The organism is Actinomadura meyerae (assembly GCF_900188445.1).
Classification (GTDB): Bacteria; Actinomycetota; Actinomycetes; order Streptosporangiales; family Streptosporangiaceae; genus Spirillospora; species Spirillospora meyerae.
Window position 1 is genome coordinate 47,375 of the sequence record NZ_FZOR01000008.1, and the last position, 24,741, is coordinate 72,115.

At 74.7% G+C, this 24,741-nt stretch carries 24 protein-coding genes and 1 pseudogene; 9 read left to right on the plus strand and 16 right to left on the minus strand.

What is annotated here, in order from left to right:
* Window positions 1–17: 17 nt before the first annotated feature.
* The 3 genes from CHF16_RS10950 to CHF16_RS10960 all read left to right on the plus strand — a co-directional run bounded on the left by CHF16_RS10950 (window position 18) and on the right by CHF16_RS10960 (window position 1,678).
* Window positions 18–638, plus strand: a complete 621-nt coding sequence (locus CHF16_RS10950; protein ID WP_089325858.1) for a TetR/AcrR family transcriptional regulator — start codon at window positions 18–20, stop codon at window positions 636–638.
* A gap of 85 nt (window positions 639–723) precedes the next feature.
* A complete protein-coding gene (locus tag CHF16_RS10955) occupies window positions 724–1,095 on the plus strand; it encodes a VOC family protein (protein WP_089325859.1) in 372 nt (123 codons plus the stop codon).
* 7 nt (window positions 1,096–1,102) lie between these two features.
* Entirely contained in the window at window positions 1,103–1,678 is a 576-nt protein-coding gene (locus CHF16_RS10960; RefSeq protein ID WP_089325860.1) for a DUF4303 domain-containing protein, read from the plus strand.
* Between the two features lie 34 nt (window positions 1,679–1,712).
* Here the strand turns inward: CHF16_RS10960 and CHF16_RS10965 are convergent, their stop codons facing one another.
* From CHF16_RS10965 to CHF16_RS10975, 3 genes are read right to left on the minus strand one after another with little or no spacing between them, the layout of a single operon-like run.
* Window positions 1,713–2,669 (minus strand): polyprenyl synthetase family protein, encoded by a 957-nt coding sequence (locus tag CHF16_RS10965; RefSeq protein WP_179271479.1) that lies wholly within the window; start codon window positions 2,667–2,669, stop codon window positions 1,713–1,715.
* Window positions 2,666–4,282, minus strand: coding sequence for a chymotrypsin family serine protease (locus CHF16_RS10970; protein ID WP_089325861.1), 1,617 nt, complete (start codon window positions 4,280–4,282; stop codon window positions 2,666–2,668). Before CHF16_RS10970 ends, CHF16_RS10965 begins: the two co-directional genes overlap by 4 nt.
* Before the next feature lie 32 nt (window positions 4,283–4,314).
* The gene (locus tag CHF16_RS10975) at window positions 4,315–4,986 is read right to left on the minus strand and encodes a hypothetical protein (protein WP_089325862.1); all 672 of its coding nucleotides are present in this window, start codon (window positions 4,984–4,986) and stop codon (window positions 4,315–4,317) included.
* Between the two features lie 283 nt (window positions 4,987–5,269).
* Between CHF16_RS10975 and CHF16_RS10980 the strand changes: the two genes are divergently transcribed.
* From CHF16_RS10980 to CHF16_RS10990, 3 genes are read left to right on the plus strand one after another with little or no spacing between them, the layout of a single operon-like run.
* On the plus strand, window positions 5,270–6,760 hold the full coding sequence (locus tag CHF16_RS10980; protein WP_089325863.1) for a GDSL-type esterase/lipase family protein: 1,491 nt from the start codon (window positions 5,270–5,272) through the stop codon (window positions 6,758–6,760).
* A gap of 23 nt (window positions 6,761–6,783) precedes the next feature.
* Entirely contained in the window at window positions 6,784–7,500 is a 717-nt protein-coding gene (locus tag CHF16_RS10985) for a hypothetical protein (protein ID WP_089325864.1), read from the plus strand.
* Window positions 7,501–7,525: 25 nt separating this feature from the next.
* Entirely contained in the window at window positions 7,526–9,556 is a 2,031-nt protein-coding gene (locus tag CHF16_RS10990; protein WP_179271480.1) for a lycopene cyclase family protein, read from the plus strand.
* Window positions 9,557–9,615: 59 nt separating this feature from the next.
* Here CHF16_RS10990 and CHF16_RS10995 read toward each other — a convergent pair whose 3' ends face one another.
* From CHF16_RS10995 to CHF16_RS11015, 5 genes are all read right to left on the minus strand, one after another.
* On the minus strand, window positions 9,616–11,790 hold the full coding sequence (locus CHF16_RS10995; protein ID WP_089325866.1) for an MMPL family transporter: 2,175 nt from the start codon (window positions 11,788–11,790) through the stop codon (window positions 9,616–9,618).
* Window position 11,791: 1 nt separating this feature from the next.
* Window positions 11,792–12,004 carry a hypothetical protein gene (locus CHF16_RS11000; RefSeq protein WP_089325867.1) on the minus strand — a complete coding sequence of 71 codons (213 nt, stop codon included), beginning with the start codon at window positions 12,002–12,004 and terminating at the stop codon, window positions 11,792–11,794.
* Window positions 12,005–12,094: 90 nt separating this feature from the next.
* Entirely contained in the window at window positions 12,095–12,769 is a 675-nt protein-coding gene (locus tag CHF16_RS11005) for a response regulator (protein WP_089325868.1), read from the minus strand.
* Complete coding sequence (locus CHF16_RS11010; RefSeq protein WP_089325869.1) at window positions 12,766–13,905, minus strand: sensor histidine kinase; 1,140 nt, start codon at window positions 13,903–13,905, stop codon at window positions 12,766–12,768. Before CHF16_RS11010 ends, CHF16_RS11005 begins: the two co-directional genes overlap by 4 nt.
* Window positions 13,906–14,061: 156 nt before the next feature.
* A complete protein-coding gene (locus CHF16_RS11015) occupies window positions 14,062–14,517 on the minus strand; it encodes a MarR family winged helix-turn-helix transcriptional regulator (RefSeq protein WP_089325870.1) in 456 nt (151 codons plus the stop codon).
* Window positions 14,518–14,601: 84 nt separating this feature from the next.
* Between CHF16_RS11015 and CHF16_RS11020 the strand changes: the two genes are divergently transcribed.
* Window positions 14,602–16,152 carry an MDR family MFS transporter gene (locus tag CHF16_RS11020; protein ID WP_089325871.1) on the plus strand — a complete coding sequence of 517 codons (1,551 nt, stop codon included), beginning with the start codon at window positions 14,602–14,604 and terminating at the stop codon, window positions 16,150–16,152.
* Here CHF16_RS11020 and CHF16_RS11025 read toward each other — a convergent pair.
* From CHF16_RS11025 to CHF16_RS11035, 3 genes are read right to left on the minus strand one after another with little or no spacing between them, the layout of a single operon-like run.
* On the minus strand, window positions 16,149–16,814 hold the full coding sequence (locus CHF16_RS11025) for a response regulator transcription factor (RefSeq protein ID WP_089325872.1): 666 nt from the start codon (window positions 16,812–16,814) through the stop codon (window positions 16,149–16,151). The two genes, CHF16_RS11020 and CHF16_RS11025, sit on opposite strands and share 4 nt — an antisense overlap.
* Before the next feature lie 20 nt (window positions 16,815–16,834).
* Window positions 16,835–17,263 carry a pyridoxamine 5'-phosphate oxidase family protein gene (locus tag CHF16_RS11030; RefSeq protein WP_089325873.1) on the minus strand — a complete coding sequence of 143 codons (429 nt, stop codon included), beginning with the start codon at window positions 17,261–17,263 and terminating at the stop codon, window positions 16,835–16,837.
* The gene (locus CHF16_RS11035; RefSeq protein ID WP_143227944.1) at window positions 17,244–18,458 is read right to left on the minus strand and encodes a sensor histidine kinase; all 1,215 of its coding nucleotides are present in this window, start codon (window positions 18,456–18,458) and stop codon (window positions 17,244–17,246) included. Before CHF16_RS11035 ends, CHF16_RS11030 begins: the two co-directional genes overlap by 20 nt.
* Before the next feature lie 105 nt (window positions 18,459–18,563).
* On the opposite strand from CHF16_RS11035, the gene fdxA reads away from it, so the two are divergent.
* Together fdxA and CHF16_RS11045 are read left to right on the plus strand one after the other, a co-directional pair.
* Window positions 18,564–18,887, plus strand: a complete 324-nt coding sequence (fdxA, locus tag CHF16_RS11040; RefSeq protein WP_089325875.1) for a ferredoxin — start codon at window positions 18,564–18,566, stop codon at window positions 18,885–18,887.
* 1 nt (window position 18,888) lies between these two features.
* Window positions 18,889–19,521 carry a helix-turn-helix transcriptional regulator gene (locus tag CHF16_RS11045; protein WP_089325876.1) on the plus strand — a complete coding sequence of 211 codons (633 nt, stop codon included), beginning with the start codon at window positions 18,889–18,891 and terminating at the stop codon, window positions 19,519–19,521.
* Between the two features lie 22 nt (window positions 19,522–19,543).
* Here the strand turns inward: CHF16_RS11045 and CHF16_RS11050 are convergent, their stop codons facing one another.
* The 5 genes and pseudogenes from CHF16_RS11050 to zwf form a co-directional block, all read right to left on the minus strand.
* A complete protein-coding gene (locus CHF16_RS11050; protein ID WP_089325877.1) occupies window positions 19,544–19,876 on the minus strand; it encodes a cupin domain-containing protein in 333 nt (110 codons plus the stop codon).
* A gap of 103 nt (window positions 19,877–19,979) precedes the next feature.
* Window positions 19,980–21,185 (minus strand): L,D-transpeptidase, encoded by a 1,206-nt coding sequence (locus CHF16_RS11055; protein ID WP_089325878.1) that lies wholly within the window; start codon window positions 21,183–21,185, stop codon window positions 19,980–19,982.
* 141 nt (window positions 21,186–21,326) lie between these two features.
* Window positions 21,327–22,079, minus strand: a complete 753-nt coding sequence (gene pgl, locus CHF16_RS11060; RefSeq protein WP_089325879.1) for a 6-phosphogluconolactonase — start codon at window positions 22,077–22,079, stop codon at window positions 21,327–21,329.
* 161 nt (window positions 22,080–22,240) lie between these two features.
* Window positions 22,241–23,149: pseudogene (locus CHF16_RS11065) on the minus strand (glucose-6-phosphate dehydrogenase assembly protein OpcA); the annotation flags it as partial.
* Entirely contained in the window at window positions 23,149–24,675 is a 1,527-nt protein-coding gene (gene zwf / locus CHF16_RS11070) for a glucose-6-phosphate dehydrogenase (RefSeq protein WP_089325881.1), read from the minus strand. The gene zwf and the pseudogene CHF16_RS11065, both read right to left, overlap by 1 nt.
* Between the last annotated feature and the right edge of the window lie 66 nt (window positions 24,676–24,741).

A 24,741-nucleotide genomic window follows, 5' to 3' on the forward strand; every position in this document is an offset into this window, starting at 1 on the left:
GCACGGAGGCCCCACCGATGGCCACTCGCGGCAGGCCGCGCACCTTCGATCCCGACACCGCCCTGCGCCAGGCGCTGGACGTGTTCTGGGAGCGCGGCTACGAGGGCACCTCGCTCAGCGACCTCTCCCGCGCCATGGGCATCGCGTCGGCCAGCATCTACGCCTGCTTCGGCAGCAAGGAGCAGCTGTTCCGCAAGGTCATGGCGCTCTACGGCGCGACCTCGGGCGAGCCGCCCAGGGCGGCGCTGCGCGAGCAGCCGACCGCGCGCGCCGCGATCGAGGCCATGCTGCGCGCCACCGCCGACGAGATCACCCGTTCCGACGCGCCGCACTACTGCATGCTCGTCCTCGCCGCGCCCACCGGGGCCGTGGAGAACCAGCCGGTGCGGGAGTTCCTGGCGGGCATCCGGCGCGACATGCGCACCGCCATCGAGGACCGGCTCGCCCAGGGCGTCGCCGACGGCGACCTCACCGCGCCGCCCGAAGCGCTCGACGCCATCGCCCGCTACTACACCACCGTGGTGCAGGGCCTCTCCATCCAGGCCCGCGACGGCGCCACCCGCGCCGAGCTGGAAGCGGTCATCACCTGCGCGATGGCCGCCTGGGACGCCCTGACGTCCGCCCGCCCGGCCGGCTGAGGGGCCGGCCGCGCGGGAGCGGCCGGTGTGCGGTGATGATCGTTCTCCTGTTTCATGGGACGCGTCCGTGAGGAGAGGAGCGGGGATGGCCTGCCGGATCAGTGAGCTCATACTCGACTGCCGGGATCCCGAGGCGCTCGCCGCGTTCTGGTGCGAGGTGCTCGGGTACACGGTGCTCGACCGGGAGGACGGCGATGTCGAGATCGGCCCGGAGGAGGGGTTCGGCGGCCTCCAGCCGACGATCATCCTCAGCCGGAGCGACGCGCCGACGCCCGGGAAGATGCGGCTGCACTTCGACGTGAACGCGACGGACCGGGACCAGGACGCCGAGCTGGAGCGGCTGCTGGCCGCGGGGGCGCGGCACGCGGACGTCGGCCAGACGGGGGAGGAGAGCTGGGTCGTCCTGCAGGACCCGGAGGGCAACGAGTTCTGCCTTCTCCGCTCCCGGCTGGGATGATCTCCGGATGTCGTTCGATGAACTGGCGGACCGCCTGGTCGTGGCGGGACGGGCCGCGTTCCGTGAGGCGCGGGAGCGCAACCGCGGGGAGACCTTCTACAGCTTCGCGCTGTTCTCCGACGTGTTCGCGGCCTACATCCTGCCGACCTGCGGCACGGAGGAGGGGCTGCTGCGGGTCGCGGAGAGCTACCTCGCGGAGTTCGGCGGGACGGTGGAGGAGCAGGCGGCCACGCTGCGGTGGAGCCCGGCCGACTCGCCGTACCACATGCTGGGCGAGGAGCACTTCGAGGGCGTCCTGGAGCTGCTGAACCGGCGCGGCGACCCCTGGCAGCGACTCGACGACCCGGACCGGGACGCGTTCGACGCCGAGGTCGGCGGGCGGTTCGAGGCGTGCTTCCGCGCCCTCGCCCGGCTGGACGAGGAGGGGCTGTTCGGGCGGGGCGCCGAGCGCGAGCGCGTCGTCGTGAACATCCTCCAGGGCGACCAGAGCGAGGAGAGCATTCTGGACAACGCGCGGCGCCTCAATCCCCCGGAGGCCCTCGTCCGGTTGGAGCGGGACATGGGGGAGTGGGCACCCGGATAACCCCGGCGGGGCGCCCCGGCGGGGCGGTGACCGGTCAGAGGCGGGGTTCGACCTCCGCGAGGATGGCGAGCACCCGCGTCCGCGCGTCTTCGGCGACCTCGTCCAGCGCGGCCCGCGCGCGGTCGAGGTGCTCGCCCGCGAGCTCCATCGCCCGGTCCAGGCCGCCGGACGCCCGGACGAGCGAGCGCACGGCCGGCAGGTCGCCGGCGGTGAAGTCCGGTGACAGCAGCAGTCCGGCCAGCGCCTCCGCGCCGTCCCCGCCGAGGGCGGCCAGCGTGGGCGCGCCGAACAGGCCCAGCATGTGGTCGGTGCCGACGGACTTGTCGAGGTCGCCGGGGGCGAGGTCGAGGCAGTCGTCGAGCACCTGGAACGCGATGCCGAACTCGCGGCCGAACAGCGACAGCGCCGCGACCTCCCGCTCCGGACGCGCCGCCTCCGCGGCGCCCAGCAGGCACGTCATCTCGAACAGGGCGCCGGTCTTGCGCTCGATGAGCTCCAGGTAGTCCTGGAGCGTGTAGGCGGTGTCGAAGGTCCGCTCGATGTCCAGCAACTGGCCGTGGGCGAGCTCGCGCAGCGTGCGGCTGACCAGCATGTCGATCCCGGCGCCGAGTTCGGCCGACTCGGTCCCGGCCAGCGCGAAGGCGGCCAGTCCCGCCAGGGACGCCCGTTCCGGCCCGACCAGCGTGTGCGCGGTCGGCCGGCCGCGGCGCAGCGCCGCCCGGTCGACCACGTCGTCGTGGAGGAGCGACGCCAGGTGCACGAGCTCCACCAGCGCGCCGAGCCTGACCAGCCGGGCCGGGTCCACGGGGGCGTCGCCCACGCAGGCCGCGAGCAGGCCCGAGCGCAGGTTCTTGCCCGGATTGGCCGCCAGGGCCGCCACCGGGCCGCGCAGGGACGGGCCGAGCCCCGCGGCCAGCCGGTCGATCCGGGCCATGACCTTCGCGGTGTAGTCCGTCTCCGCGCCGGGTGCCGGGGGCTGGGCCGCGGTCATGAGGTCGGTTCCGGAGGCCTCTGCTTGAAGGGCGCGTTCAGCTCGATGCCGGCGGTCGCGGCGACGGCCTCGTAGACCTGGCCGTACAAGGCGGGATTTCGCATGTACTCCAGGACCTCCCGCCTGTTCATCCCGAGCGTCGGCACGAGCGACTCCTGGTAGAGCTTGAGGGCGAGCCGTGCCTCGGGCGCCAGGAGGACACCGGTCTGGATGAGGCCGACGATGACGGTCTGGGCGTCGTCCAGGTGCTCCTGGGTGACGACCTCCGCCGAATCCGGGTCGTCGAGCACGCTCTCCAGGAAGTCGTGGTACTTGGTGTAGTACTGGTTCGCGTAGGCCATCTCGGCGCCCTGCGCCTGCCGGTTCTTCAGCCGGTCGACGAGCGTTTCGGAGTTCACATAGGCGAGCTCGACCAGCATCTTCCCGGTCGTGCTCTGCAGGAAGTACTCGTCGCGCACCTTGTCGGCGAGCGCGTTGTCATCGGTCAGCGGCAGCCGGTAGTAGGTGCTCAGAGCCGAGAGGACCGAGCAGTGCACCTCGATGGGGCCGGGCATCACGGGCGTGTTGCCCTCGCCGCCCGCGAAGGCGACCGAACCGGAGTCGCCGGACGAGGCGAAGTACTCGGTGTAGATCTGGTCCTTGTAGACGACGTCCCCGATCGGCGTGACCACGGGCGACTGCACACCGATCGCGATGATCTGGCTGGCGGAGTAGCCGGTCGTCCGCCCGACCTTCTCGATGTTCATCCCCGGCTGGGGGTCGGCGACCCCGAGCACCGGTCCCGCACAGGGCAGGTCGGCCGCCGCGGCGGAGGCCGTCTGCCCGAGGGGGAGGCGAACGTTGAGGGCGTCGAGCGTCAGGTCCATCCGCGACAGCAGGCAGCCCCCGAAGGCGTCGCCGGCGACGACCATCCCGACGACCGGGTGGCCGGCCGAGACGGGGGCCATGAGGTCCTTCGCCACCTCCATGGTGTAGGCGCTCTGGTCGGTCAGCTGCGCGATGGCGCCGTCGATCGTCGTGCCCGTCGTGGGGATGGGCGCCCAGCGCTTCAGCGTCGCGATCGCGTCGGACGCCTTGCCGCCGTCGTAGACGCCGGGTTGCACGATCGGCTCCCCGGCCCTGCCGCGCCCCAAGCGCCCGATCACGTGGTTGCAGGTCAGCAGGCACACGGTGTCGTCGGTGTTGTCGATCACGAACATGCCGAGCGTTCCGGCCGTCGTGCCGTCGATCGGGTTGGAGATGCTGGCGCCCTGCCGGGGCGGCCGCATCCGTTCCGTGATCGGGTCCGAGACACCCGCCCGGGCGAGGGGAGCCCGCTCCGGGGCCAGGGCCGTCCGCGCCTTGGACGTGAACGGGCCGGCCTGCTCCACGTCGACGTCGTAGACGGTGCCGTCGACCTCGACGGTGCGCGGCAGCAGCCGGCGGCGCGACACCAGGGCCTCGCGGCGCTTCTTGGCGACCAGCACGACGACCGCGGGGCGGCCGGTCGACGTGCCGCCCTGGCGGCGGAAGCCGATCCCGACCCCGCTGACGTTGGGGTCGTCGCCGTGGGCGGCGAGGATCTGGTCCCGGGCGCGCTCCAGCTTGCCGTGGTCGTCCTTGCAGAGCTCCATGGTCCTCCGTCGTCGGGCCGGGCGGCGGTCGGTCAGTTCCGGGACGAGATGGGCTGCGGCTGCTGGCCGAGCCGGTGCTGCCGGGCGAGCCCGCCGAGCCAGACCTCCGCCATGGCGTCCTCGGCCGGGTCGAAGTGGGGGGCGACGGTCGCGACGCCGAGCGCCACGAACGCGCGGAGGTTCCTCTGGTCCGCCTCGCCGGCCTGCGCGGCGTGCCGTCCGATGCCCGCCAGCAGCCGGCCCTGCGGCACGCCCAGCAGGCCCTGCGCGATCAGCGCGTCCGCGCCCGCCCGGGCGCGCGCGAGGCGCTCGGGGGCGAGCCTGCGCTCGGCGGCCAGCAGGCGCGCCGCGGTGACGCGGTCCGCGCCGCGGGCGGACTCCCCGAAGCCGCTGATCTCGATCGGGTAGACCGCGCCGGCCCGCGCTACCTGCAGCAGCATCTCCCGCCGCTGGTCGAGCGGTGCGGCCTGCGCGGCCGGCGCGCCGGCGTCCGGGTCGCCCGCGGCGGCGACCGCCTGCCCGGAAGGACCGGCACCGGACCCGCCGAGCATCGCCCCGGCGGCGACCGTGGCCGAACCGGCGACGGCCGTCCTGCCGAGGAACCCGCGCCGGGAGACCGGGGCCGGCGGCTCTCCGCGGCCGGAGGGCTCGCGGTCGGGCGGCTCGTGGCGGTCGGACGGCTCGGTGCGCGCAGTGGAATCCATCGGACCACCGTTTCTTCTCTGGAGTGCCCGAGTTGATCAGCAGGCGCACGCTAACCCGAAGATCGCTAAACATGGCAATTGTGGCCGGATCCGGCCAGACGCCCGCGAAAATCCACCCCGATTGGCGAGATATGCCGAGCCGATCCCTCTTTGACGGTAATAGCTGCCAAGCCACCGTCCGGCCGTTGACACCAAGATCGTCAAGTGTTGCGATCATGGCGATCATCGTCCGGGGCGTTCGCACACGCGGTGCGAGCGCTCTTCTCCTGGGTGGGGGAAGTGCATGCGACAGCGCGGCCTTGTCATAGCGGGATCCTGCGTCGTCGCGTTCGCGGCCTCGTCGGCGGTGGCGCCCGCGGCGCCCGCGGCGGCCCCCGGCCGCTGGGTCGCGATGGGCGACTCCTACCAGGCCGGCGTCGGAGCGGGCGACTACTACCCCGCCAGCGGTGACTGCAGCCGGTCTCCGTGGTCGCACGTACCGCTGCTCCAGGAGGACGGGGTGCTCGGCGGGCCCGTCACCTTCGTCGCGTGCAGCGGCGCCACCACCGAGGACGTCCGCAACGGCAAGTCGGGCGAGCCGCCGCAGCTCGACGCGCTCGACACCGATGTCTCCCACGTGACCCTCGGCATATCGGGCAACGACATGGGCTTCGCCGACGTCGTCACGTCCTGCATCAAGGTCTCGGCGCTCAAGACCTGCGCGGGCGCCCAGGACGCCGCTCTCAAGGCGGCCATCGACAGGCTCGACGAGGGCACGGCGCAGAACGCCAACCTGGTACAGGAGATCATCAAGGACGTCCGGCGGCGGGCCCCGCAGGCGAAGGTCTTCGTGCCGACCTACCCGAAGTTCTTCCCCGACGAGGGCGGGCGCGACGGCACCTCGACCGTCCCGCTCCCCACCCAGCGCTGCCAGATGATCCGGCTCACCGACCAGCTCTGGATGAACCAGTGGGTCCAGCGCCTCGACAGCTACCTCGTCACCTCGGCGACCATCGCCGGGGCCGTGCCGGTCGACCTCTACAACTCGTCGGACGGCCACGAGATCTGCCCGCCCGAGGGCCAGCAGCGGTTCCTCAACGGGATCGTCCCCAGGAACCGCAACGACTCGTTCCATCCGACCAGGGCCGGTTACGCCAACACCGCGTGCATCATCAAGGAGGCGTTCCTGCGGCCGTCCGCCGTGCCGCGGGTCGCGGGCGACGCGGGGGTGACCCGGCAGACGGCGGACGTCACCGTCCAGCCGGGGCAGAAGGTCCAGGTCCCGGTGGCGCTGAGGGGCGGCGGGCTCGGCGCCGGGTTCGGCGCCACCTGGGCGGAGGGGGACGTCACGATGCGGGTGCTGCGGCCGGACGGCGCGCAGCCCGGCGCCCGGCACCGCCGGAACGTCACCAAGCGCGGGGCCTACGACAGCGTGTACGTGCCCGGCGCGGGGGCGGGGGGCTGGAAGGTCGAGCTGACCGCCGGCGACCGGCCGGTCAAGGTCCGCATCACCGCGACCGAGCTCGCCCGGCCCAAGAGCCCGCCGGTGGCGAAGGTGACCCTGAAGCGGATCAGCCCGAACACGGTCGTCCTCGACGCGTCCGGCTCGAAGGGGTCGGCGGGCGGCGAGGTCGAGAGCTACCTGTGGGAGTTCCCCGACGGGACGCTGGCCAAGGGCGCGAAGGTCACCCACACCTACACGAAGTCCGGCACCCACGTCGCCAGCCTCGCGGTCACCGGCGACGACGGCCAGATGGGGTTCGGTGCGGCCCCGCCCGTCACGGTCTCCGAATGACCTCCCGCTGAAGGGCCGGGGACGTGGAGGTGCAGGGCAGGGCGGCGCTGGCCGTGCCCGGCTGCGCGCTCGTGGTCATCGGCGGACTGCTGGTGGTCAAGGGCATGTACGACCGGCTGGGCCGGCCCGCGCACGTCGCGGAGCAGCCGCTCCAGCACGACCGGGTGATCGTCTACCTGGGCGCCGCGGCGGTGGCCCTCGGCGCGCTGCTGTTCCTCCTCGCCGGGGAACGCGGCCCCGCCCTGGCGGTACTGGTCACCGCGCTGGTCCCCGTACTCCTGCTCGCGCCGGGCCTCGCCGCGGACGCCGCGGCCTTCCCGCCCTGCCTGATCACGGTGCCGGTGGGCGCCGCCCTGGCGCTGCGCACGGTGCTGGCGCCGCGGACCCCGGTCACGCTCCTCGCGGTGCTGGCGTTCGCCGTGGTCGCCGTGGCCGGGAGCGTCCTCCTGGCCGGCCTGTCGGACGCCGTGCCGTTCATGAGCGCGTTCGGCGAGGAGGAGGCCCAGCGGCAGGCGAGCGGGCGTCTCACGGCGGGCCTGGCGGGCGTGGTCCTGGCCGCGGCGCCGGTGCTGCTGCTCCTCGCCGGCCACCGGACCGCCGCGGCGGTCGCCGCGCCGTTCGTGCTCGCCGCGCTCGTCACCGCCGTCGACACCCGGACCCTCGCCCCCTGGGCGGTCTACGCCCTCACCGGCCCGCCGGCCATGGGCGCCGCCGTCCACGTCCTGTTCACCGACCGATGACGGTCGCCGCACACCGGAGATGCCCGTGACCGAGCCGGTCGACGTGCTGGTCGTCGGCGGCGGCGCCGCCGGTACCGCGGCCGCCGCCGCCCTCGCCCGCCGGGGCCTGCGCGTCCTGCTGGCGGGCGAGCGGCCGCCCGGGGCGTCCCGCGACGTGCTGGTCAGCGGCCCCGCCCGGTACGCGCTGCGGACCATCGGCGCCTGGGACGACGCGGTCGCGCGCCCGGTCGGAACGCTCGACCTGCGGTTCGGTGCCCGCACCCGGCGCGTGATCGACGACGCCGGGATGGCCGTGTGCGATCGCGACCGGCTGGCGGGCCTCCTGCACCGCGCGGCGACCGAGGCGGGCGCCGTCGCGCTGACCGGGCGGGTGGCGGACCTGCGCCGCGACGAGGACGGGCACCGCGCGACCCTCGCCGACGGGACGGCCGTCACCGCCCGCCACGCCGTCATCGCCACCGGCGCCGATCCCGGCCGCGCGCGGGCACGCGGTGAGGCCGGAGGTGAGGGCGCCGCCTCGGGCGCGCGGTTGCAGTGCGCGCAGCGCTTCACCGGTGTGGCGCCCGGCGACCGGATCACGCTCCAGATGGTCACCCCCGCCGGCAGCGACCCGAAGGCCCAGCCGTCCTGCGTCTGGGTGCTGCCCGGCTCCGGCGGCGCCTGCACGGTCGCCGTCACCGGCGCCGGGCCGGACGCCGGAGCCCTGATGGCCGGGGCGGTCGCCGGGCTCGCCGAGGCCGATCCCCGCTTCGCCGGGGCGCGGCCGGACGGCCCGCTCGCGTGGGGGCCGGTCGACAGCGGGTTCGCCCCGGAGCGCGCGGCGGCCGGCGGGCGCCTCGCGGTCGGCGACGCCGCCGGCCTGGTCAACCCGTTCACGGGCGAAGGGCTGAGCTACGCGGTGCAGAGCGGCCTGCTGGCCGCCGAGTCCATCGCCCGCCACCCCGGCGACCCCGAGCGGGCGGCGCGGTCCTACCGCCGGGCGCTCAGCCGGGCGTTCGTGGGCTACTTCGAGACCGCCCGGCACGCGGCGCGCCGCTACCACCTCGCCTGGCGGGTGCTCGCGGCGACCGCCGAGAGCGACCATCCGTTCTTCGCCAAGGGCCGCCGCGCCGTGCTGCTGCCCGAGGGCATCGCGGGCGTGACCGCCGCCGAGCCCTTCGACCCCGGCCCCCGCGAGTCCCTACTGCTCCGGCCGTTCCTCGCGGGCTGCGACGAGGTGTCGGTCGCCTCCGTGCGGAGCGAATGGCCGTTCATCGCGCGGATGCTCATCACCGGGGCCGGGCCCACGCGGCGCGGGCTGCGGCCGGCGGTGCTGCTGTGCGCCGGGCTCATGAGCACCGGCGCCCACCCCGACATCGGGCACGCCATGACCGGCTCGGCCATCGAGCTCGCGTCGCTGGGCGGGCTGGCCTTCCTCGGCCCCGCGGCGCCCGCGCCGCCCGGCGGGCGGGGCGTCGACTGGGCGTCGGCCACCACCGTCCTCGCCGGGGACTTCCTGCTCGCCCAGGCGTGCGCGCTGGTCGCCGAGCACGCGCCGGAGCTGTCGTGGTCGTTCTCGGACTGGCTCGCCGAGCTGACGGTGCTGCGGGCCCGCTACCTGGACGCGGCACCGGGCACCTCGTCCACCGACGTGTTCGCCGCGATGTTCGAGTACCCGCTGCGGGCCGGCGCGCTGCTGGCGGACGCCCCGCCGGCCACCGTCGCCGCGCTCCGCGAGTTCGGCCGGCACTGCGGTCGCTCCTTCGTCCACGCCGAGGACGTCCTCGCGCTGCGCGGCCTGCGCACCCGGCTCGACACGTCGCTGGACACGCTGATCGAGGGGCGGGTCTCGGCGCTGCCCGAACTGCTCGGCGCGCCCGGCCTCACCGCGGGCCGGCTCGGCGCCGACCCGCGGCTGCGCGCCGAGGCGCTCGCCGCCGCGACCGCCGCCTGCCGGGAGGAGCTGGAACTCGCGCGGAAGGCGGCGGCGGAGGTGGCGGAGGAGATGCCCGCGCGCATCCTGCGCGGCTTCGCCGAGGCGATGGCCGGGCACGTCCTGGACGGGACGCCCCCATGACGGCCGCGTTCGACGCGCCGCACGCGCTCCGCGCGTCCACGTCCGCGGCATGAGCGGCTTCACGACACGGAAGAGACGCCCTCCCGGTGGCCGGGGTCCTGCTCGGGGCGCTCCAGGGCGACCCGGGGCAGGCGCCTGGCCAGCGCCGCCGGGAGCCACCAGGCGTGCCGGCCGAGGAGCCGCATGACGGCCGGGACGATCAGGCAGCGGATGACCACGGCGTCCAGCAGGACGGCGACCGCGAGGCCGAGGCCGAACTGCTGGAGCATGCGGTCCGGGCTCAGGATGAACGCCGCGAACACGACGATCATGATGGCGGCCGCGGCCGTGATGACCCCGCCGGTGGCGGCCAGGCCCTCCCGGACGGCGCGGGACGGGTCCCGGGTGCGCTCCCACTCCTCGTGGATCCGGGAGACGAGGAACACCTCGTAGTCCATGGACAGGCCGAACACGATCGCGAAGATCATCACCGGGATGAACGCCTCGATGGGGCCGCTCTGCGCGCCGAACCGGCCGTCCTGGAACACCAGCGTGATCGCGCCGAGCGCCGCCGAGATGGACAGCAGGTTCAGCAGCGCCGCCTTGACCGGGATGAGCACCGAGCGGAACACCACCATCAGCAGCAGCGCCGACATGCCGACGACGATCGCGACGAACAGCGGCATCCGCGCGGAGACGGCGTCGGAGAAGTCCTGGGTGGCGGCGGTCGGGCCGCCGACCAGGTACTCGGTGCCGGTCCGGGCCGACAGCCCCGGCAGCACGTCGTCGCGCAGGTCGTGCACGAGCGCGGTGGTCGCCGCGTCCTGCGGCGCCGTCTCCGGGTAGGCGATGACGGCGGACACCGCGCCGTCGCGGGACGGGATCGGCGGGCTCGCGTCGGCGATGCCCTCGGTCCCCGTCAGCGTCGCGCGCAGCGGCCCGGCGTCGCCCTTGGCGACCACGATGAGCGGACCGTTGAAGCCGGGCCCGAAGCCCTCGGCCAGCAGGTCGTACGCCTGGCGGCTGGTGGTGGAGGGGGCGTCGTTGCCGGCGTCGGCGAAGCCGAGGCGCATGCCGAGGGCCGGGGCCGACAGGGCGAGCAGGGCCAGCACGGCGACGACCAGCGCGGGGACGGGGCGGCGCTGGACGGCCGCGGCCAGCCGGTGCCAGCGGTCCGGTCCGGTCCGGGCCCTGGCCGCCCGCTTGCGGACCTGCCGCTCGATGCGGCCGCCGAACACGCCGAGCAGCGCGGGCAGCAGCGTCAGCGACGCGGCCATGGTGACCAGCACGGTCAGCGCCACGGCGAGCGCCACGCCCTGCAGGGAGCCGAGGCCGAGCGCGATGAGGCCGAGCAGCGCGATGATCACGGTGCAGCCGGCGAAGAAGACGGTCCGCCCGGCGGCGTCCAGGGCCCGCCGGGTCGCGGTGGCCGGATCGGCGCCCGCGCGCAGCTCCTGCCGGTACCGGTAGAAGATCAGCAGCGCGTAGTCGACGCCGACGCCGAGGCCGATCAGCATCATGATCGGCGGGGTGAAGTCGGCGACGGTGAACGCGTGCGAGGCCAGCGCGATCAGCCCGACCGCGCCGCCCACCGCGAACAGGGCGGTGACCAGGGGCAGCGCCGCGGCGACGAGGGACCCGAACAGCAGCACCAGGATGACCAGGGCGGCCAGCATCCCGGCGCCCTCGGCGCCGCCGCCCCCGCCCTCCTCGGCGCCGCGCACCGGGTCGCCGCCGAGCTCGACCCGCAGCCCGTCCCCGGACGCGGCCCGCGCCGTTTCGATGATCTTCGTGACGTGCTCCGCGGGCACGTCCTCCGCCGACGCGTCGAGGGTGACGGTGGCGTAGCCGATGGTGCCCGCCTTCGACACCGCCAGGTCGCCGACGCCGGCCACCGAGGGCAGGTCCCGGACCCGGTCCAGCATCCGCCCGATGTCCGGGCGGTCGGCGGCGAGGCCGCCGCCGTCCTGCACGACGATCTGGACGGTCGCGCCGGCCTGCTGGGAGCCGTGCTCGGCCATCAGGTCGGCGGCGGCCTGCGAACCGGTGCCGGGCAGCGAGAAGTCGTTGTGGTAGGCGCTGCCGGCGGCCTGCGAGCCCACGGTGATCGCCGCGACCACGGCGGCCCACAGCAGGAGGGCGGCCCAGCGGTGGCGCTGCGACCACGCGGCGAGGCGGCCGAAGCGGCCGGAGGGAGAGGGGCCGGAGGGAGAGGGGCCGGAGGGAGAGAGGCCGGAGGGAGAGGGGACGGTCACGTCAACCTCGGTTCATCCGGCGGGCGCCCACGATGGCGCCCGCGAGGGCGGACAGGACGGGCACGACGACGAAGGCGGCCAGCAGGACGGGCGTGCCGTCCACGTCGAGCGTGCGGTCGAGGACGAAGGTGAAGAACGCGCCCACGGTCTCGGTCAGCAGGAAGCCCGCGGCCCCGCCGCAGACCAGCCCGATGAAGGCGCCTGGAATGCTCATGCCTCCAGCGTCGGCGGAGGGCGCCCCGCCCGGCATCGGCCGGGAGATCGCACCCGGCCCACCCCGGAGGTTGCGGGCCAGGCGGCGCGGCTACGTCCCGGGTCGCATCCAGCGGGGGCTGACCATGCCCGACTCGTAGGCCATGACGACCAGCTGCGCGCGGTCGCGCGCCCCCACCTTCGCCATGATGCGGCTGACGTGCGACTTGACGGTGGCGGTGCTGAGCACGAGCCGCTCGGCGATCTCGTCGTTGCTCCGCCCCGCGGCGACGAGCAGCATGACCTCGCGCTCGCGGCCGGTGAGCGAGCGCAGCCGGGGGCCGGGCTCGGGGGTGTCGACCCGCCCGGCGAACTCGCCGATCAGCCGCCGGGTGACCGACGGGGTGATCAGCGCGTCGCCGCGCGCCGCGACCCGCACGGCGCGGATCATCTCGGCCGGCTCGGTGTCCTTCAGCAGGAAGCCGGTGGCGCCCGCGCGCAGCGCGCCGTACACGTACTCGTCCAGGTCGAACGTGGTGAGGATGACGACGTGCACGCCGTCGAGCCGCGGGTCGGCGGTGATCTCCCGGGCGGCCTCCAGGCCGTCCATCCCCGGCATCCGCACGTCCAGCAGCGCCACGTCGGGGCGCAGCGCGCGGCAGGCGGCGACGGCCTGCTCGCCGTCGGCGGCCTCCCCGGTCACCGTGATGTCGTCCTCGTCGTCGAGGATGGAGCGGAACCCGGCCCGCACGAGGCCCTGGTCGTCCGCGAGCAGCACCTCGATCATCGGCCGGACGCTCCGTTCCCGTAGGGCAGCCGGGCCCGGACGACGAAGCCGCCGTCCGGGCCGGGACCGGCGGTCAGCTCGCCGCCGAGGGCGCGGGCCCGCTCCCGCATGCCGTCCAGCCCGCTGCCCGGCGCGCCGCCCGGCGCCGCCGCGCGGCCGGGGCCGTCGTCGGCGACCTCGACGCGGAGCTCGCCCGCGCCGCGCTCGACGCTGACGGCGACCTCCGCGCCGGCCGCGTGCCGCGTCGCGTTGGTGAGGGACTCCTGGACGATCCGGTAGGCGGCCAGCCCGACCTCGGTGGGCGGGTCGGCGGCGCCGGAGACGCTGCTGCGCACGGTGAGCCCCGCCGCCCGCGCCGACGCGACCAGCTCGCCGATGCGGTCCAGGCCGGGCGCGGGCGCGGTCGGCGCCTCCTCGTCGGCCTGCCGCAGCACGCCGAGCGTCGCGCGCAGGTCGCGCAGCGCCTCCCCGCTGGACTGCTTGATGGCGGCGAGGGCCGCCTCGCCCTGCGCCGGGTCGCGGTGGAAGCGGTGCAGGGACGTCCCGGCCTGGACGTTGATGAGCGAGAGGTGGTGGCCGACGACGTCGTGGACCTCGCGGGCGATGCGCAGCCGCTCCTCGGTCGCGGCCTGCCGCCCGGCCTCCCGCAGGAACTCCGCGCGGCTGTGCCGGACCCAGCCGAGCGCGACCATCGCCACCACCCATCCCGTCAGCATGAACACGGCGATGCCGTTGACGTCGTCGTTGCCGAGCAGCGTCCCGGTGCCGGTGGCGATCACGGTGATCGCGGCCAGCGCCACGGCCGCCTCGATCCGCCCCTCCGCCGCGACCACGTACAGCGCCACGATCACCGCGATCATCAGGCCGCCGTCGTGGACGCTGGTGACGTAGTACACGCCGGTCGCGACGAGGACGAAGGCGGCGACGGCCACCGGGAACCGCCGGGCGAGGTACAGCGACCCGCACGTGAGCAGGATCAGCGCCCAGCCGGCCGCCGTGCGCGCCCACGGCTCCCGCCAGGCGTCGCCGATGACCGAGTTCAGGCTGCTGACCGAGACCACCGCCAGCACGCCGCCGGCGAGGGCGGCGTCGCGGAGCCGGCCGCTCGGCCCGCGGGGACTGCGCAGACCACCCATGCGAGCACCCTAACCGGGCCGCCGCCCCGGCCCCGTCCGCCGCGCGGCCGAAGCCGACCGGACGGGCCCGCAACCGCGGGTGTAGGCCCGGGGCGCCGGGATGCGACCGGGGGATGACCCCGGTCCCGCCGCGGGACTCGGTCGCCGCCGCGGGACTCAGCCGTCGTAGCCGTGCACGAAGCGGGCGAGGAGGCGGGCGAACTCGGCGCGCTCGGCGTCCGTCCAGTCGCCCATGGCCTTGGCGAAGTGCTCCTGGCGGGTCTGCCGGGTGGCCTCGACGACGCGCCGCCCGGCGTCGGTGAGCTCGAGGTGGATGCGGCGGCCGTCCTCCTGGGACGCGACGCGCCGCACGTAGCCGGACTTGACCGCCTCGGCGACGATGCGGCTGCCGCGCGAGGCGTCCACGCCCAGGCGGGCGGCGACCAGGCCGACGCTCATCTCCTGGCCGGGGTCGTCGGGGCCCTCGTCGATCACGTCCACGACGTGCAGGACCTGCACGTCCACGGGCAGGTTGTGCTCCCGGACGGCGGCCTTCCCGAGCCGCTGCCGCGACATGCCCCGGCGCAGCCTCACCATGCTCCGCTCGACCGAGTCGAGTGCGTCCTCGCCCATGCCGCCCCAGTCTAGTTGGCTTGCACAGCGCAACCATGTGCTCTTAGCATTCATTTGCTCAAAGCAGATGAATGTGAGGTGCACATGGTTGCGACGATCGCGCCGATGGCCCGCCGGCACCGGCTGGCGGTGTTCGGCGGGCTGCTGCTCGCCGGGCTGATGTCCTCGCTGGACGCGACGGTGCTCGGCACCGCGCTGCCGGCCATCGTCGGGGACCTCGGCGGGCTCGACCGGATCGCCTGGGTGTCCACGGCCTACGTGCTGGCCACCAGCGTCACCGTCCCGCTGTCGGGCCGCCTCGGCGACCTGTTCGGCCGCCGCGCGGTCCTGCTGACCGGGCTCCTCGGCTTCCTGGCCGGGTCGGCGGCCTGCGGGGCCGCCCCCACCATGACCTGGCTGATCGCGTTCCGGGCGGTGCAGGGCGCCGCCGCCGGCTGCCTGATGAGCTCGATGTTCGCGCTCACCGGCGACCTGTTCGAGCCGCGCGAGCGCGCGAAGTACCAGGGCTACTCGGCGGTGGTCTTCGCGGTGTCGAGCATCGCGGGGCCGCTGCTCGGCGGGTTCCTCACCGACCACGCCTCGTGGCGGTGGGTGTTCTACGTCAACCTGCCCCTCGGCCTCGCCGCAACGGCCACCACCGTGCTGTTCCTGCGGCTGCCCCGGCCCGGGGGCAGGCCGCGCGTCGACTACCCCGGCATCGTGCTGCTCGGCGCGGCCGTCACCTGCTTCACCCTGTTCACCAGCTGGGCCGGGACGCGGTACACCTGGGACTCGCCGGCCGTGCTCGCGCCGGCGGCCGGCTCGGCCGCGCTGTTCGCCGCGTGGGTGCTCGCCGAGCGGCGCGCCGCCGAGCCGATCGTCCCGCCGCGCCTGTTCCGCGACCGGTCGTTCGCCGTCGCGAGCGCCGTGGCGGCCGTCGGCGGCGCCACCGGTTTCGGGCTCGCCACGTACCTGCCGATGTTCTTCCAGGTCGTCGGGGGAGTGGACGCCACCCGCTCGGGACTGCTGCTCCTGCCGATGATGGGCGCGCTGCTGGCCGCCTCGGTCGCCGCGGGCCGCTACATCCACCGCACCGGCCGCTACCACCGGCTGCCGGCGGCGAGCATGGCGGTCAGCGGGGCGGGCATCGCGCTGCTCGCCACCATGGACACCGGGACGGGAGTGGCGACAGCCGGCTGCTACATGGCCGTCCTCGGCTTCGGTGCCGGGCTGTCGCAGCAGGTCGTGATGCTGATCGCGCAGAACGCGGCGCCGCGCCGCGACCTCGGCGCGGCGAGCTCCGGGGTGTTCGCCGCCCGGATGCTCGGCACCGCCGCCGGGATGGCCGTCTTCGGTGCGATCGTGGCGAACCGGTTCGCCGAGGAGGTCGTCCGGCGCGCCCCGGACGGGCGGGTCCCCGCGTTCGCCGACGCCGTCCGCCCCGAGGTCCTGGCCGCCCTCCCCGCGCCCGTGCGGGGCGCCGTCGCCGCCGCCTTCGCGGACGCGTTCTCCACCGTGTTCCTCGCCGCGCTCCCCGTCGTCGCGGTGGGGCTGGCGGCGGCGCTGGCGCTGCGGCACGTCCCGCTGGCGCCGCGCGGCCCCCGGCCCGCCGGCGATGAGGAGCCCGGTGCCGGTGAGCGGGGCGGCGAACGCTAGTCGTCGAGGGCGGCGTCGTGGACGAGGAGCGCGATCTGCACCCGGTTGTTCAGGTCGAGCTTGGTCAGCAGCCGCGACACGTACGCCTTCACCGTGGCGACGCTGAGCGACAGCTCCCGGCCGATCTCGCTGTTGGTCCGGCCCTGCCCGACGAGCGCCGCCACGGCCCGCTCGCCGTCGGTGAGCCGGGCCAGCAGCTCGCGGGCGCGGTCGCGGCGCGGGTCGCCGCCGCGCTCGGCCAGGTACGCCATCATCTTGCGCAGCACCGCCGGCGACATCATCGGCTCGCCCGCCGCGACCTGCCGGATCGCCCGGACGATCTCCGGCGGCGGGGTGTGCTTCAGCAGGAAGCCGCTCGCGCCCGCCCGCATCGCCCGCAGGATGTGGTCGTCGGTGTCGAACGTCGTCAGGATGATGATCTCCGGCGGCTCGCGCCGGGAGCGCAGCAGCTCCGTGGCCGCGAGCCCGTCCACCCGCGGCATCCGGATGTCCATCAGGACGACGTCGGGCCGGTGCTCGTTGACGGCGGAGACGACCTCGGCGCCGTCGGCGACGTCGGCGACCACCTCGACGCCGGCGGCGCTCGCCAGCATCATCGACAGGCCGGCCCGGACGAGCGCGTCGTCGTCGACGATCAGCACCCGGATGGGAGGGGAGTCCATCCGATCACCCTATTGGCCGGTCAGGGCCGGCGCAGGCGGCGCCCGCTGACCTCGTGGGCCGACAGCCGGAACCACTCGTCGCGGTCGCCGCCCGGCCACGGCCGCACCTGGGCGGTCTCCGCCCGCTCCTGCTCGGTCAGGTGGTGGGTGCCGCCGCGCAGCAGCACGCTCCACCCGAGGTGGTCGGTCTCGTCGAAGCGGTCGACCTGGAACGCCGCCCGGACCTCCCCGCCCACCACCGAGGTCAGCAGGCTGCGGTTCATCCGGCCGGACGACGACGTCCGGAAGACCACCGCGTCGCCGTCGACGGCGTAGTTCACCGGGATCACCGTGGGACCCTCGCCGTCGTCGAACGCGACCCGGCCGATGACGCCGCCCTCGAGGAGCCGCATGCACTCGTCGCGGTCGAGTTCTTCCAGGACGGGCTGGTCAGAGGAGTTGGCTGCCATGCACCTCACCCTTCCCGCCGGCCTCGGCGGCATGCGCGGCCCGGAGCGGCAGCCGGGCGCGCAGCCGGAACCGGCCGTCGCCGGTGCGGCCGTGCTCCAGCGTCCCGCCGAGCAGCGCCACCCGCTCGGCGAGGCCGACGAGGCCCGCCCCCGCGCCCGGCAGCGCCCGCGGCAGCGCCGCCGGAGGCGGCCCCGGCGGGAGTCCGTTGACGATCTCGATGTCCAGGTCGTCGCCGGCGGCGAGGACGACCCGGACGTCCGCGCCCGGCGCGTGCTTGCGCGCGTTGGTCAGCCCCTCCTGGACGATCCGGTAGGCGTGCCGCCCGACCCGGTCGGGGACCGCCCCGGGGTCGGGGACGCCGTCCTCCAGCACCACGCGGGCACCGGCGCGCCGCGACTCGCGGACGAGCTCCGCCACGTCGGCGAGCGTCGGCTGCGGCCGGTCGGGCTCGGCGCCGGCCGCGTCGTCGCGCAGCACGCCGATCACCTGCCGCAGGTCCTCCATCGCCTCGTAGGCGCCGCGGCGGATGATCCCGGCGGCCTCGCGCTGGTCGGCGGGCGCGTCCGGGCGGTACTCCAGCGCCCCCGCGTGCACGGCCAGCAGCGAGATGCGGTGCGCGAGGACGTCGTGCATCTCCCGGGCGATCCGCTCCCGCTCCAGCAGCCGGGCCTCCTCCACCCGCAGCCGCTGCTCGGTCTCCGCGGCGCGGGCCCGCTCCTCCATCGACGCGATGAGCTGCCGCCGGGACCGCACCAGCATCCCCGCCGTGATCAGCACCGCGTACATCAGCGCGAACGTGACGATGCCCTCGCGGAACTGGTGCCAGGTGGAGGTGACCCAGAACAGCGCGGCGATGACCGCCATGTTCGCGGCGGCGATCGGCAGGGCCTTCTGCCACGGGCGCAGCATCGCCAGCGAGTACACCGCGATCGCGGCCGCGCCGAGCGCCGACGTCGCCGTCCACTGGGCGAAGATCATCGTGACCGCGACGCCGACCGGGTGGCGGCGCCGGAACAGCAGCAGGAACAGCAGGGAGAGCGAGCCGACCGCGAGGTCCCGGGGCACCGAGATCTCCGCCTCGGGGGGCGGGTCGTCCACCGTGCCGAGGAGCAGCAGGACGCCCAGCACGGCCGCGGCGGCGGTCAGGCCCGCGTCGCCCAGCCATTCGCCCCTTGAGCGCCGGAACAGATTCACCCGGCCCACGGTAGCCGCGCCGCCCGCCCGCGGCGTTCGCCTAGTATTTACATGTAACATTGTCAGAAATAGATGCCGGGGGCGAGTGGAGACGAGGAGCGCGCCGTGACCTATGTGATCGCCGAACCGTGCGTCGACGTCAAGGACCGGGCGTGCGTCGACGAGTGCCCGGTCGACTGCATCTACGAGGGGCGGCGGTCCCTGTACATCCATCCGGACGAATGCGTCGACTGCGGCGCGTGCGAACCGGTGTGCCCGGTCGAGGCGATCTACTACGAGGACGACGTCCCGGACCGCTGGAAGGACTTCACCCGGGCCAACGCCGAGTTCTTCGACGACCTCGGCTCGCCCGGCGGCGCGGCCAAGCTCGGCGCGCTGGACCGCGACCATCCGCTGGTCGCCGCGCTGCCGCCGGCGGGAGAGGGCTGAGATGAGCGCTGAACGCTCCCGCCGCGAGGAGGTCCTGGACATCCTGCGCGACGCCGGTACCGCGCTGGGCGTCGCGGAGGTCGCCGAGCGGCTCGGCGTCCACGCCAACACCGCGCGCTTCCACCTGGACGCCCTGACCGCCGAGGGCGCCGTCGAGCGCACCGCCGAGCAGCCGTCCGGTCCCGGCCGCCCCCGCACCGTCTACGCCCCGCGCCCCGGCATGGACCGCGGCGGAGCCCGCGGCTACCGCCTGCTCGCCCAGATCCTGCTCAGTCGGCTCGCCTCGGAGGGGCCCGCCGCCCGCGAGAGCGCCACGCGCGCGGGCCGCGAGTGGGGCCGCTACCTGGTCGACCGGCCGCCGCCGTTCCAGCGGCTGAGCGCCGAGGAGGCGACCGACCGGCTCACCGCCCTGCTGGACGACCTGGACTTCGCCCCCCGGCAGGGCGGCGACCTCATCCGGCTGCGGCACTGCCCGTTCCTGGAGCTCGCCGAGGAGTACGGGCCCCTGGTCTGCGACGTCCACCTCGGCCTCATGCAGGGCGCGCTGAAGGAGCTGGACGCGCCGGTCGAGGCCGACCGGCTGGAGCCCTTCGCCGAGCCCGGCGCCTGCCTCGCGCACCTGCGCCGCGACTGACCCGGGGCCCGGGGCGCGGGCGTCAGCCCACCTTGGCGACGGTGAGCAGGACCGCCGCGTCCTCCACCGCCTCCAGGCTGTGCCGCTCGTCCGGGACGATCAGCAGGTCGCCGGACATCCCGTCCCACGAGTTCTCCCCGGCGATCAGCCGGACCCGCCCGTGCAGGACGTGGATGGTCGCCTCGCCGGGGTTCTCGTGCTCCGACAGGGTGGTGCCCGCCGTCAGGGCCACCAGCGTCTGGCGCAGGACGCGCTCATGGCCGCCGTAGACGGTGTCCGCGCTGCGCCCGGTCGAGCCGGCCGCGGCCCGCTTCAGATGGTCACGTACCTGTGCGTCCAACGAGAGCTTCTGCATGGCCTCAAGTCTGCCCCTGATCGCGCCGGGCACACGGGACGCGGGGCATCTGAGACGCCGCGCACACGGGCCTTCGCGCCCACGGGACCACACGGGCGCGCGGTCAGCCGAGCGGGAGGCCCGTCACCGGCTTGCCGGTCGCGCTGCCCGCCAGCCAGCCGTCCCAGTCCTTCGCCCACGGCGTCGGGCCGTTGCCGAACTGGAGCTGCCGGGACGTGCCGGTCACCTTCACGATGTCGCCCCGGTTCGTGAAGTTGTAGAACCACTTGGCGTCGGACGGGGAGGCGTTCACGCACCCGTGGCTGACGTTGTCGTTGCCCTGCGCGTCGGTCGACCACGGCGCCGAGTGGACGAACGTCCCGCTGTAGGTGAGGCGGACGTTCCACTTCGTCGGGATCCGGTACTCGCCGGGGTCGCCGGTCGTCGCCGAGTCCATGACGATGTCGGCGTTCTTCTCCTGCGCGATCATCGTCCCGCTGTAGCTGTCGTGGCCCGGCTTGCCGAGGCTGACCCTCATCGTCCGGACGGTCCGGCCGCCGTCGGTCACCGTCGCCCTGTGCTTCTTGGCGTCGATCGTGGTGACGTGCCGCGCGCCCACGGTGAAGCTCGCGCTGCGGTCCTTCGCCCCGTAGACGCCCTCGCCGACCTTCAGCCCCGCCAGGTGCGCGATGACCTTCACCTTCTGCCCGGACGGCCAGTACTCGCGGGGCCGGAAGTCGACCTCCTTGTCGCTGATCCAGTACCAGGCGCCCTCGACCGGCTTGGACATCCGCACTTCGAGTGCCTTCTCGACCGCGACCCTGCCCGCCTTGGTGCTCACCGGCCGGGACAGCAGCAGCTGCACCGGCATGCCGACGCCGACGGTCTCGCCGTCCAGCGGCGACATGCCCGCCGTCAGCTTCTTCCGCGGCGTCAGCGTCGTGAACGTCGACGTCGCCGTGACGGTCTTGCCGTCCTTGCCGGTGCCCGTCGCGGTGACCGTGTACGTCGTGGACGGCCGCAGCGTCCACGACGACTTCCACGACGTGCCGTCCGCGGCGAGCTTCCCCTCGGCCTTGGCGTTCTTCTTGCCGTAGGTGAGCGTGACGCCGGTGAGCCTGCCGTTGCCGGCGGTGACGGTTACGGGCTGGTCGGGCGGCGCCTGACGCGTCCCGGTGGCGGGCGTGATCGCCAGCTTCACCGCGTCCGCGTCCTTGCCGCCGCCGTCTCCGCCCTTGCCGCCGTCGCCGCCGGAGGAGCAGCCGGCGACGGCGACGAGCACCGCCCCGGCGACCGCCGCGATCGCCGTCCGGGTCCGACCCTTGCGCACCAGAGAACTCCTCACGCTCGCCTGCCGAGCCCGTTGCGCGGGTCATCCCGCGTTCAAGGCCCGCACAAGGTATTCACGTGCTCAGGTTATGCGCGGTTCAGTGCGACCCATGAGGCGACGCGGACAGTCTTCGGTGTTCTCTCAGCCGGGCAGTTCCGCCGCGGCGGCCGTGTCCAGCAGGAACAGGGTCCGGTCCCGGCCGCGCGCGCCGGCCGCCGGGGCGCGGGCGACGTCGGTCCCCTCCGCGAGCGCGAACCGGACGGCCTCCGCCTTCGACGCGCCCGCCGCCAGCACCCACACCTCGCGGGCGGCGCGCAGCGACGGGAACGTCAGCGAGATCCGGGTCGGCGGCGGTTTGGGGGAGTCCCGCACCGCGACCGCGGGGCGCTCGTCGCGCAGCCCCGGCATGCCGGGGAACAGCGACGCGACGTGCGCGTCCGGGCCGATGCCGAGCATCAGCACGTCGAACTCCGGGACCGCGCCGCCCGTCCCGGCGGCGGCGCGCAGCTCCGCGGCGTACCGCTCGGCCGCCGCGTCGGGGTCGTCGCCGTCCGGGCCGTCCGGGCCGGGCATCACGTGCACCCGCGCCGGGTCGACCGGGACGTGGTCGAGCAGCGCCGCCCGCGCCCCGGTCTCGTTGCGCTCGGGGTCGCCGGCGGGGCGGAACCGCTCGTCGCCCCACCACACCTCCACGCGGGCCCAGTCGACCGCGTCGCGGGCGGGGGAGGCGGCGACGGCCGCCAGCACCGCGGTGCCGGCCCCGCCGCCGGTCAGCACGACCGACGCCGTGCCGCGCGCCGCCTGGGCGTCGGCGATCCGGGTCAGCAGCCGCGCCGCCGCGGCGGCGGCGAGCAGGTCCTGGTCGCGGTGGACCAGGACCACGGGGCCGCTCACGCCTGCCCCTCGGCGTCGTGTCCCTCGGCCTCGCGCCCTTCGGCCGCGCGCCGCTCGGCCTCGTGCCGCTCCGCCGCGTGCCGCTTGGCGGGGCCGGTCGTCGCCGCCGCGTCCGTCGCCGACACCGGCTCGTCCGCCACGCCCGGCCGCGCCGTCCCGTGGGCGAGGTCCTTGGCGAACCGGGACGCGGCCTCGCGGTACACCTCGTCGGGATCGAGCCGGCGCAGCTCCTCGGCCAGCAGGTCGGCCATCGGGCGGCGCAGCAGCGACACCTGCCGGTCGGGCTGCCCCGGCCGGCACAGCGTCGCGACCCGCCCGTCCGGGCGGTCGATGACGATGTCGCCGCCGGTCGTCGTCAGCCGGACGCCGGTGATCCCGGGCCCCTCGGACACGGTCCGGTGCAGCGGCACGCCGAGCCGGACCGACAGCCACGCCGCCAGCAGCTCCGCGCTCGGGCTGTCGGGCTCGGCGGACACCTCGCCGGACACGATGTCGTCGTGCTCCTGGTCGAGCGCGGCGGCCAGCAGCGACCGCCACGACGTCAGCCGCGTCCAGGTGAAGTCGGTGTCGCCCGGCCGGTAGCCGTGCGCGAGCTGGGCGAGGGTGCCGAGCCGGTCGCGGGCCGCGTAGGCGTCGGTCACCCGGCGCTGCGCCAGCGCGCCGAGCGGGTCCTTCGCCGGCACCTTCGGCACCTTGCCGCCCGGCCACCACGTCACCACGGGGGTGTCGGGCATCAGCAGCGGGACGACCACGGAGTCGGCGTGCTCGGCGAGCGGCCCGTACATGCGCAGCAGCACGGTCTCGCCCGGCCCGGTCTCGCCCATCCGGATCTCGGCGTCCAGCCGCGACGAGCCGCCGCGCGGGTCGCGGGAGATGACGGTGAGCACCCGGCAGGGGTGCTCGCGCGCCGCCTCCGTCGCGGCGCGGACCGCGTCGTACTGCGCCGACTCGTCGGTCACGATGATCAGCGTCAGCACCATGCCGACCGCCGGACCGCCCATCAGGTGCCGGGACTGCGTCAGCGCGTCCTGGATCTTGCGGGTGGTGGTCCCGGTGAGATCGATGTTCATCAGAGCCGCCTCCAGGTGCGCCCGTCCCGCGCCATCAGCTCGTCGGCGCTGTCGGGCCCGTAGCCGCCGGACTTGTACTGGTCGAGGCCGCCGCGGCTCGCCCAGAACTCGGTGATCGGGTCGAGGATCCGCCAGGACAGCTCGACCTCCTCCTGCCGGGGGAACAGCGGGGGGTCGCCGATCAGCACGTCCAGCAGCAGCCGCTCGTAGGCCTCGGGGGAGGTCTCGGTGAACGACTCGCCGTAGGCGAAGTCCATGTTGACGTCGCGGATCTCCATCGAGGTGCCGGGCACCTTCGAGCCGAACCGGACCGTGATGCCCTCGTCCGGCTGCACCCGCATCACCAGGGCGTTCTGCCCGAGCTCCTCGGTGTCGGTCTGCGAGAACGGCAGGTGCGGCGCCTTCTGGAACACCATCGCGACCTCGGTCACGCGGCGGCTGAGCCGCTTGCCGGTGCGCAGGTAGAACGGGACGCCCGCCCAGCGCCGGTTCTCGATCTCCAGCTTGACCGCCGCGTAGGTCTCGGTACGGGAGTCGGCGGGGATGCCGTCCTCCTCCAGGTACCCGCGGACGCTCACGCCGCCCTGCCAGCCCGCCGCGTACTGGCCGCGCGCGGTCGACTCGGCGAGGTCGCCCGGCACCCGCACCGAGGACAGGATCTTGGCCTTCTCGGCGCGGACCGCCTCGGCGCGGAACGAGGTCGGCTCCTCCATCGCCGTCAGCGCGAGCAGCTGCAGCAGGTGGTTCTGGATGACGTCGCGGGCGGCGCCGATGCCGTCGTAGTAGCCGGCCCGGCCGCCGATCCCGATGTCCTCGGCCATCGTGATCTGCACGTGGTCGACGAACGAGCGGTTCCAGATCGGCTCGAACATCGTGTTGGCGAACCGCAGCGCCAGGATGTTCTGCACCGTCTCCTTGCCGAGGTAGTGGTCGATCCGGAAGATCGACTCCTCGGGGAAGACGCGGTGCACGGTGTCGTTCAGCTCCAGCGCCGTCTTCAGGTCCCGGCCGAACGGCTTCTCGATCACCACCCGGCGCCAGGCGCCCTCCTTGCGGTCGGCCAGCCCGCTGCGCTGCAGCTGCTCGACGACCTGCGGGAAGAACTTCGGCGGGATCGACAGGTAGAAGGCGTAGTTGCCGCCGGTGCCGCGGGACGCGTCCAGCTCCTTGACCGCCATCGACAGCGCGTCGAACGCGCCCGGGTCGGAGAACTCGCCGGGGACGAAGTGCATGCCCTCCGACAGGTGCGTCCAGACGTCCTCGCGGAACGGGGTCCGCGCGTGCGCCTTCACCGACTCGTAGGCGATCTGCCGGAAGTCCTCGTTCTCCCAGTCCCGGCGCGCGAAGCCGACCAGCGCGAAGCCCGGCGGCAGCAGCCCCCGGTTCGCCAGGTCGTAGATCGCAGGGAGCAGCTTCTTGCGGGACAGGTCGCCGGTGACCCCGAACAGCACGAGCACGCACGGCCCGGCCACCCGCGGCAGGCGCTTGTCCCGCGGGTCGCGGAGCGGATTGGCTGGGTTGGTCACGTGGCCCCCTCTGCTTGGACTGCGCCTTCTCGTCTTACCGCTGCAACTCGTCTTACCGCTGCAAGC

What these genes read in the sequence shown, in the direction of transcription:
- CHF16_RS10950 (WP_089325858.1), top strand. Translation starts at nt 18, where the DNA reads ATGGCCACTCGCGGCAGGCCGCGCACCTTCGATCCCGACACCGCCCTG.
- CHF16_RS10955 (WP_089325859.1), top strand. Translation starts at nt 724, where the DNA reads ATGGCCTGCCGGATCAGTGAGCTCATACTCGACTGCCGGGATCCCGAG.
- CHF16_RS10960 (WP_089325860.1), top strand. Translation starts at nt 1,103, where the DNA reads ATGTCGTTCGATGAACTGGCGGACCGCCTGGTCGTGGCGGGACGGGCC.
- CHF16_RS10965 (WP_179271479.1), bottom strand. Translation starts at nt 2,669, where the DNA reads ATGACCGCGGCCCAGCCCCCGGCACCCGGCGCGGAGACGGACTACACC.
- CHF16_RS10970 (WP_089325861.1), bottom strand. Translation starts at nt 4,282, where the DNA reads ATGGAGCTCTGCAAGGACGACCACGGCAAGCTGGAGCGCGCCCGGGAC.
- CHF16_RS10975 (WP_089325862.1), bottom strand. Translation starts at nt 4,986, where the DNA reads ATGGATTCCACTGCGCGCACCGAGCCGTCCGACCGCCACGAGCCGCCC.
- CHF16_RS10980 (WP_089325863.1), top strand. Translation starts at nt 5,270, where the DNA reads ATGCGACAGCGCGGCCTTGTCATAGCGGGATCCTGCGTCGTCGCGTTC.
- CHF16_RS11000 (WP_089325867.1), bottom strand. Translation starts at nt 12,004, where the DNA reads ATGAGCATTCCAGGCGCCTTCATCGGGCTGGTCTGCGGCGGGGCCGCG.
- CHF16_RS11005 (WP_089325868.1), bottom strand. Translation starts at nt 12,769, where the DNA reads ATGATCGAGGTGCTGCTCGCGGACGACCAGGGCCTCGTGCGGGCCGGG.
- CHF16_RS11010 (WP_089325869.1), bottom strand. Translation starts at nt 13,905, where the DNA reads ATGGGTGGTCTGCGCAGTCCCCGCGGGCCGAGCGGCCGGCTCCGCGAC.
- CHF16_RS11015 (WP_089325870.1), bottom strand. Translation starts at nt 14,517, where the DNA reads ATGGGCGAGGACGCACTCGACTCGGTCGAGCGGAGCATGGTGAGGCTG.
- CHF16_RS11020 (WP_089325871.1), top strand. Translation starts at nt 14,602, where the DNA reads ATGGTTGCGACGATCGCGCCGATGGCCCGCCGGCACCGGCTGGCGGTG.
- CHF16_RS11025 (WP_089325872.1), bottom strand. Translation starts at nt 16,814, where the DNA reads ATGGACTCCCCTCCCATCCGGGTGCTGATCGTCGACGACGACGCGCTC.
- CHF16_RS11030 (WP_089325873.1), bottom strand. Translation starts at nt 17,263, where the DNA reads ATGGCAGCCAACTCCTCTGACCAGCCCGTCCTGGAAGAACTCGACCGC.
- CHF16_RS11045 (WP_089325876.1), top strand. Translation starts at nt 18,889, where the DNA reads ATGAGCGCTGAACGCTCCCGCCGCGAGGAGGTCCTGGACATCCTGCGC.
- CHF16_RS11050 (WP_089325877.1), bottom strand. Translation starts at nt 19,876, where the DNA reads ATGCAGAAGCTCTCGTTGGACGCACAGGTACGTGACCATCTGAAGCGG.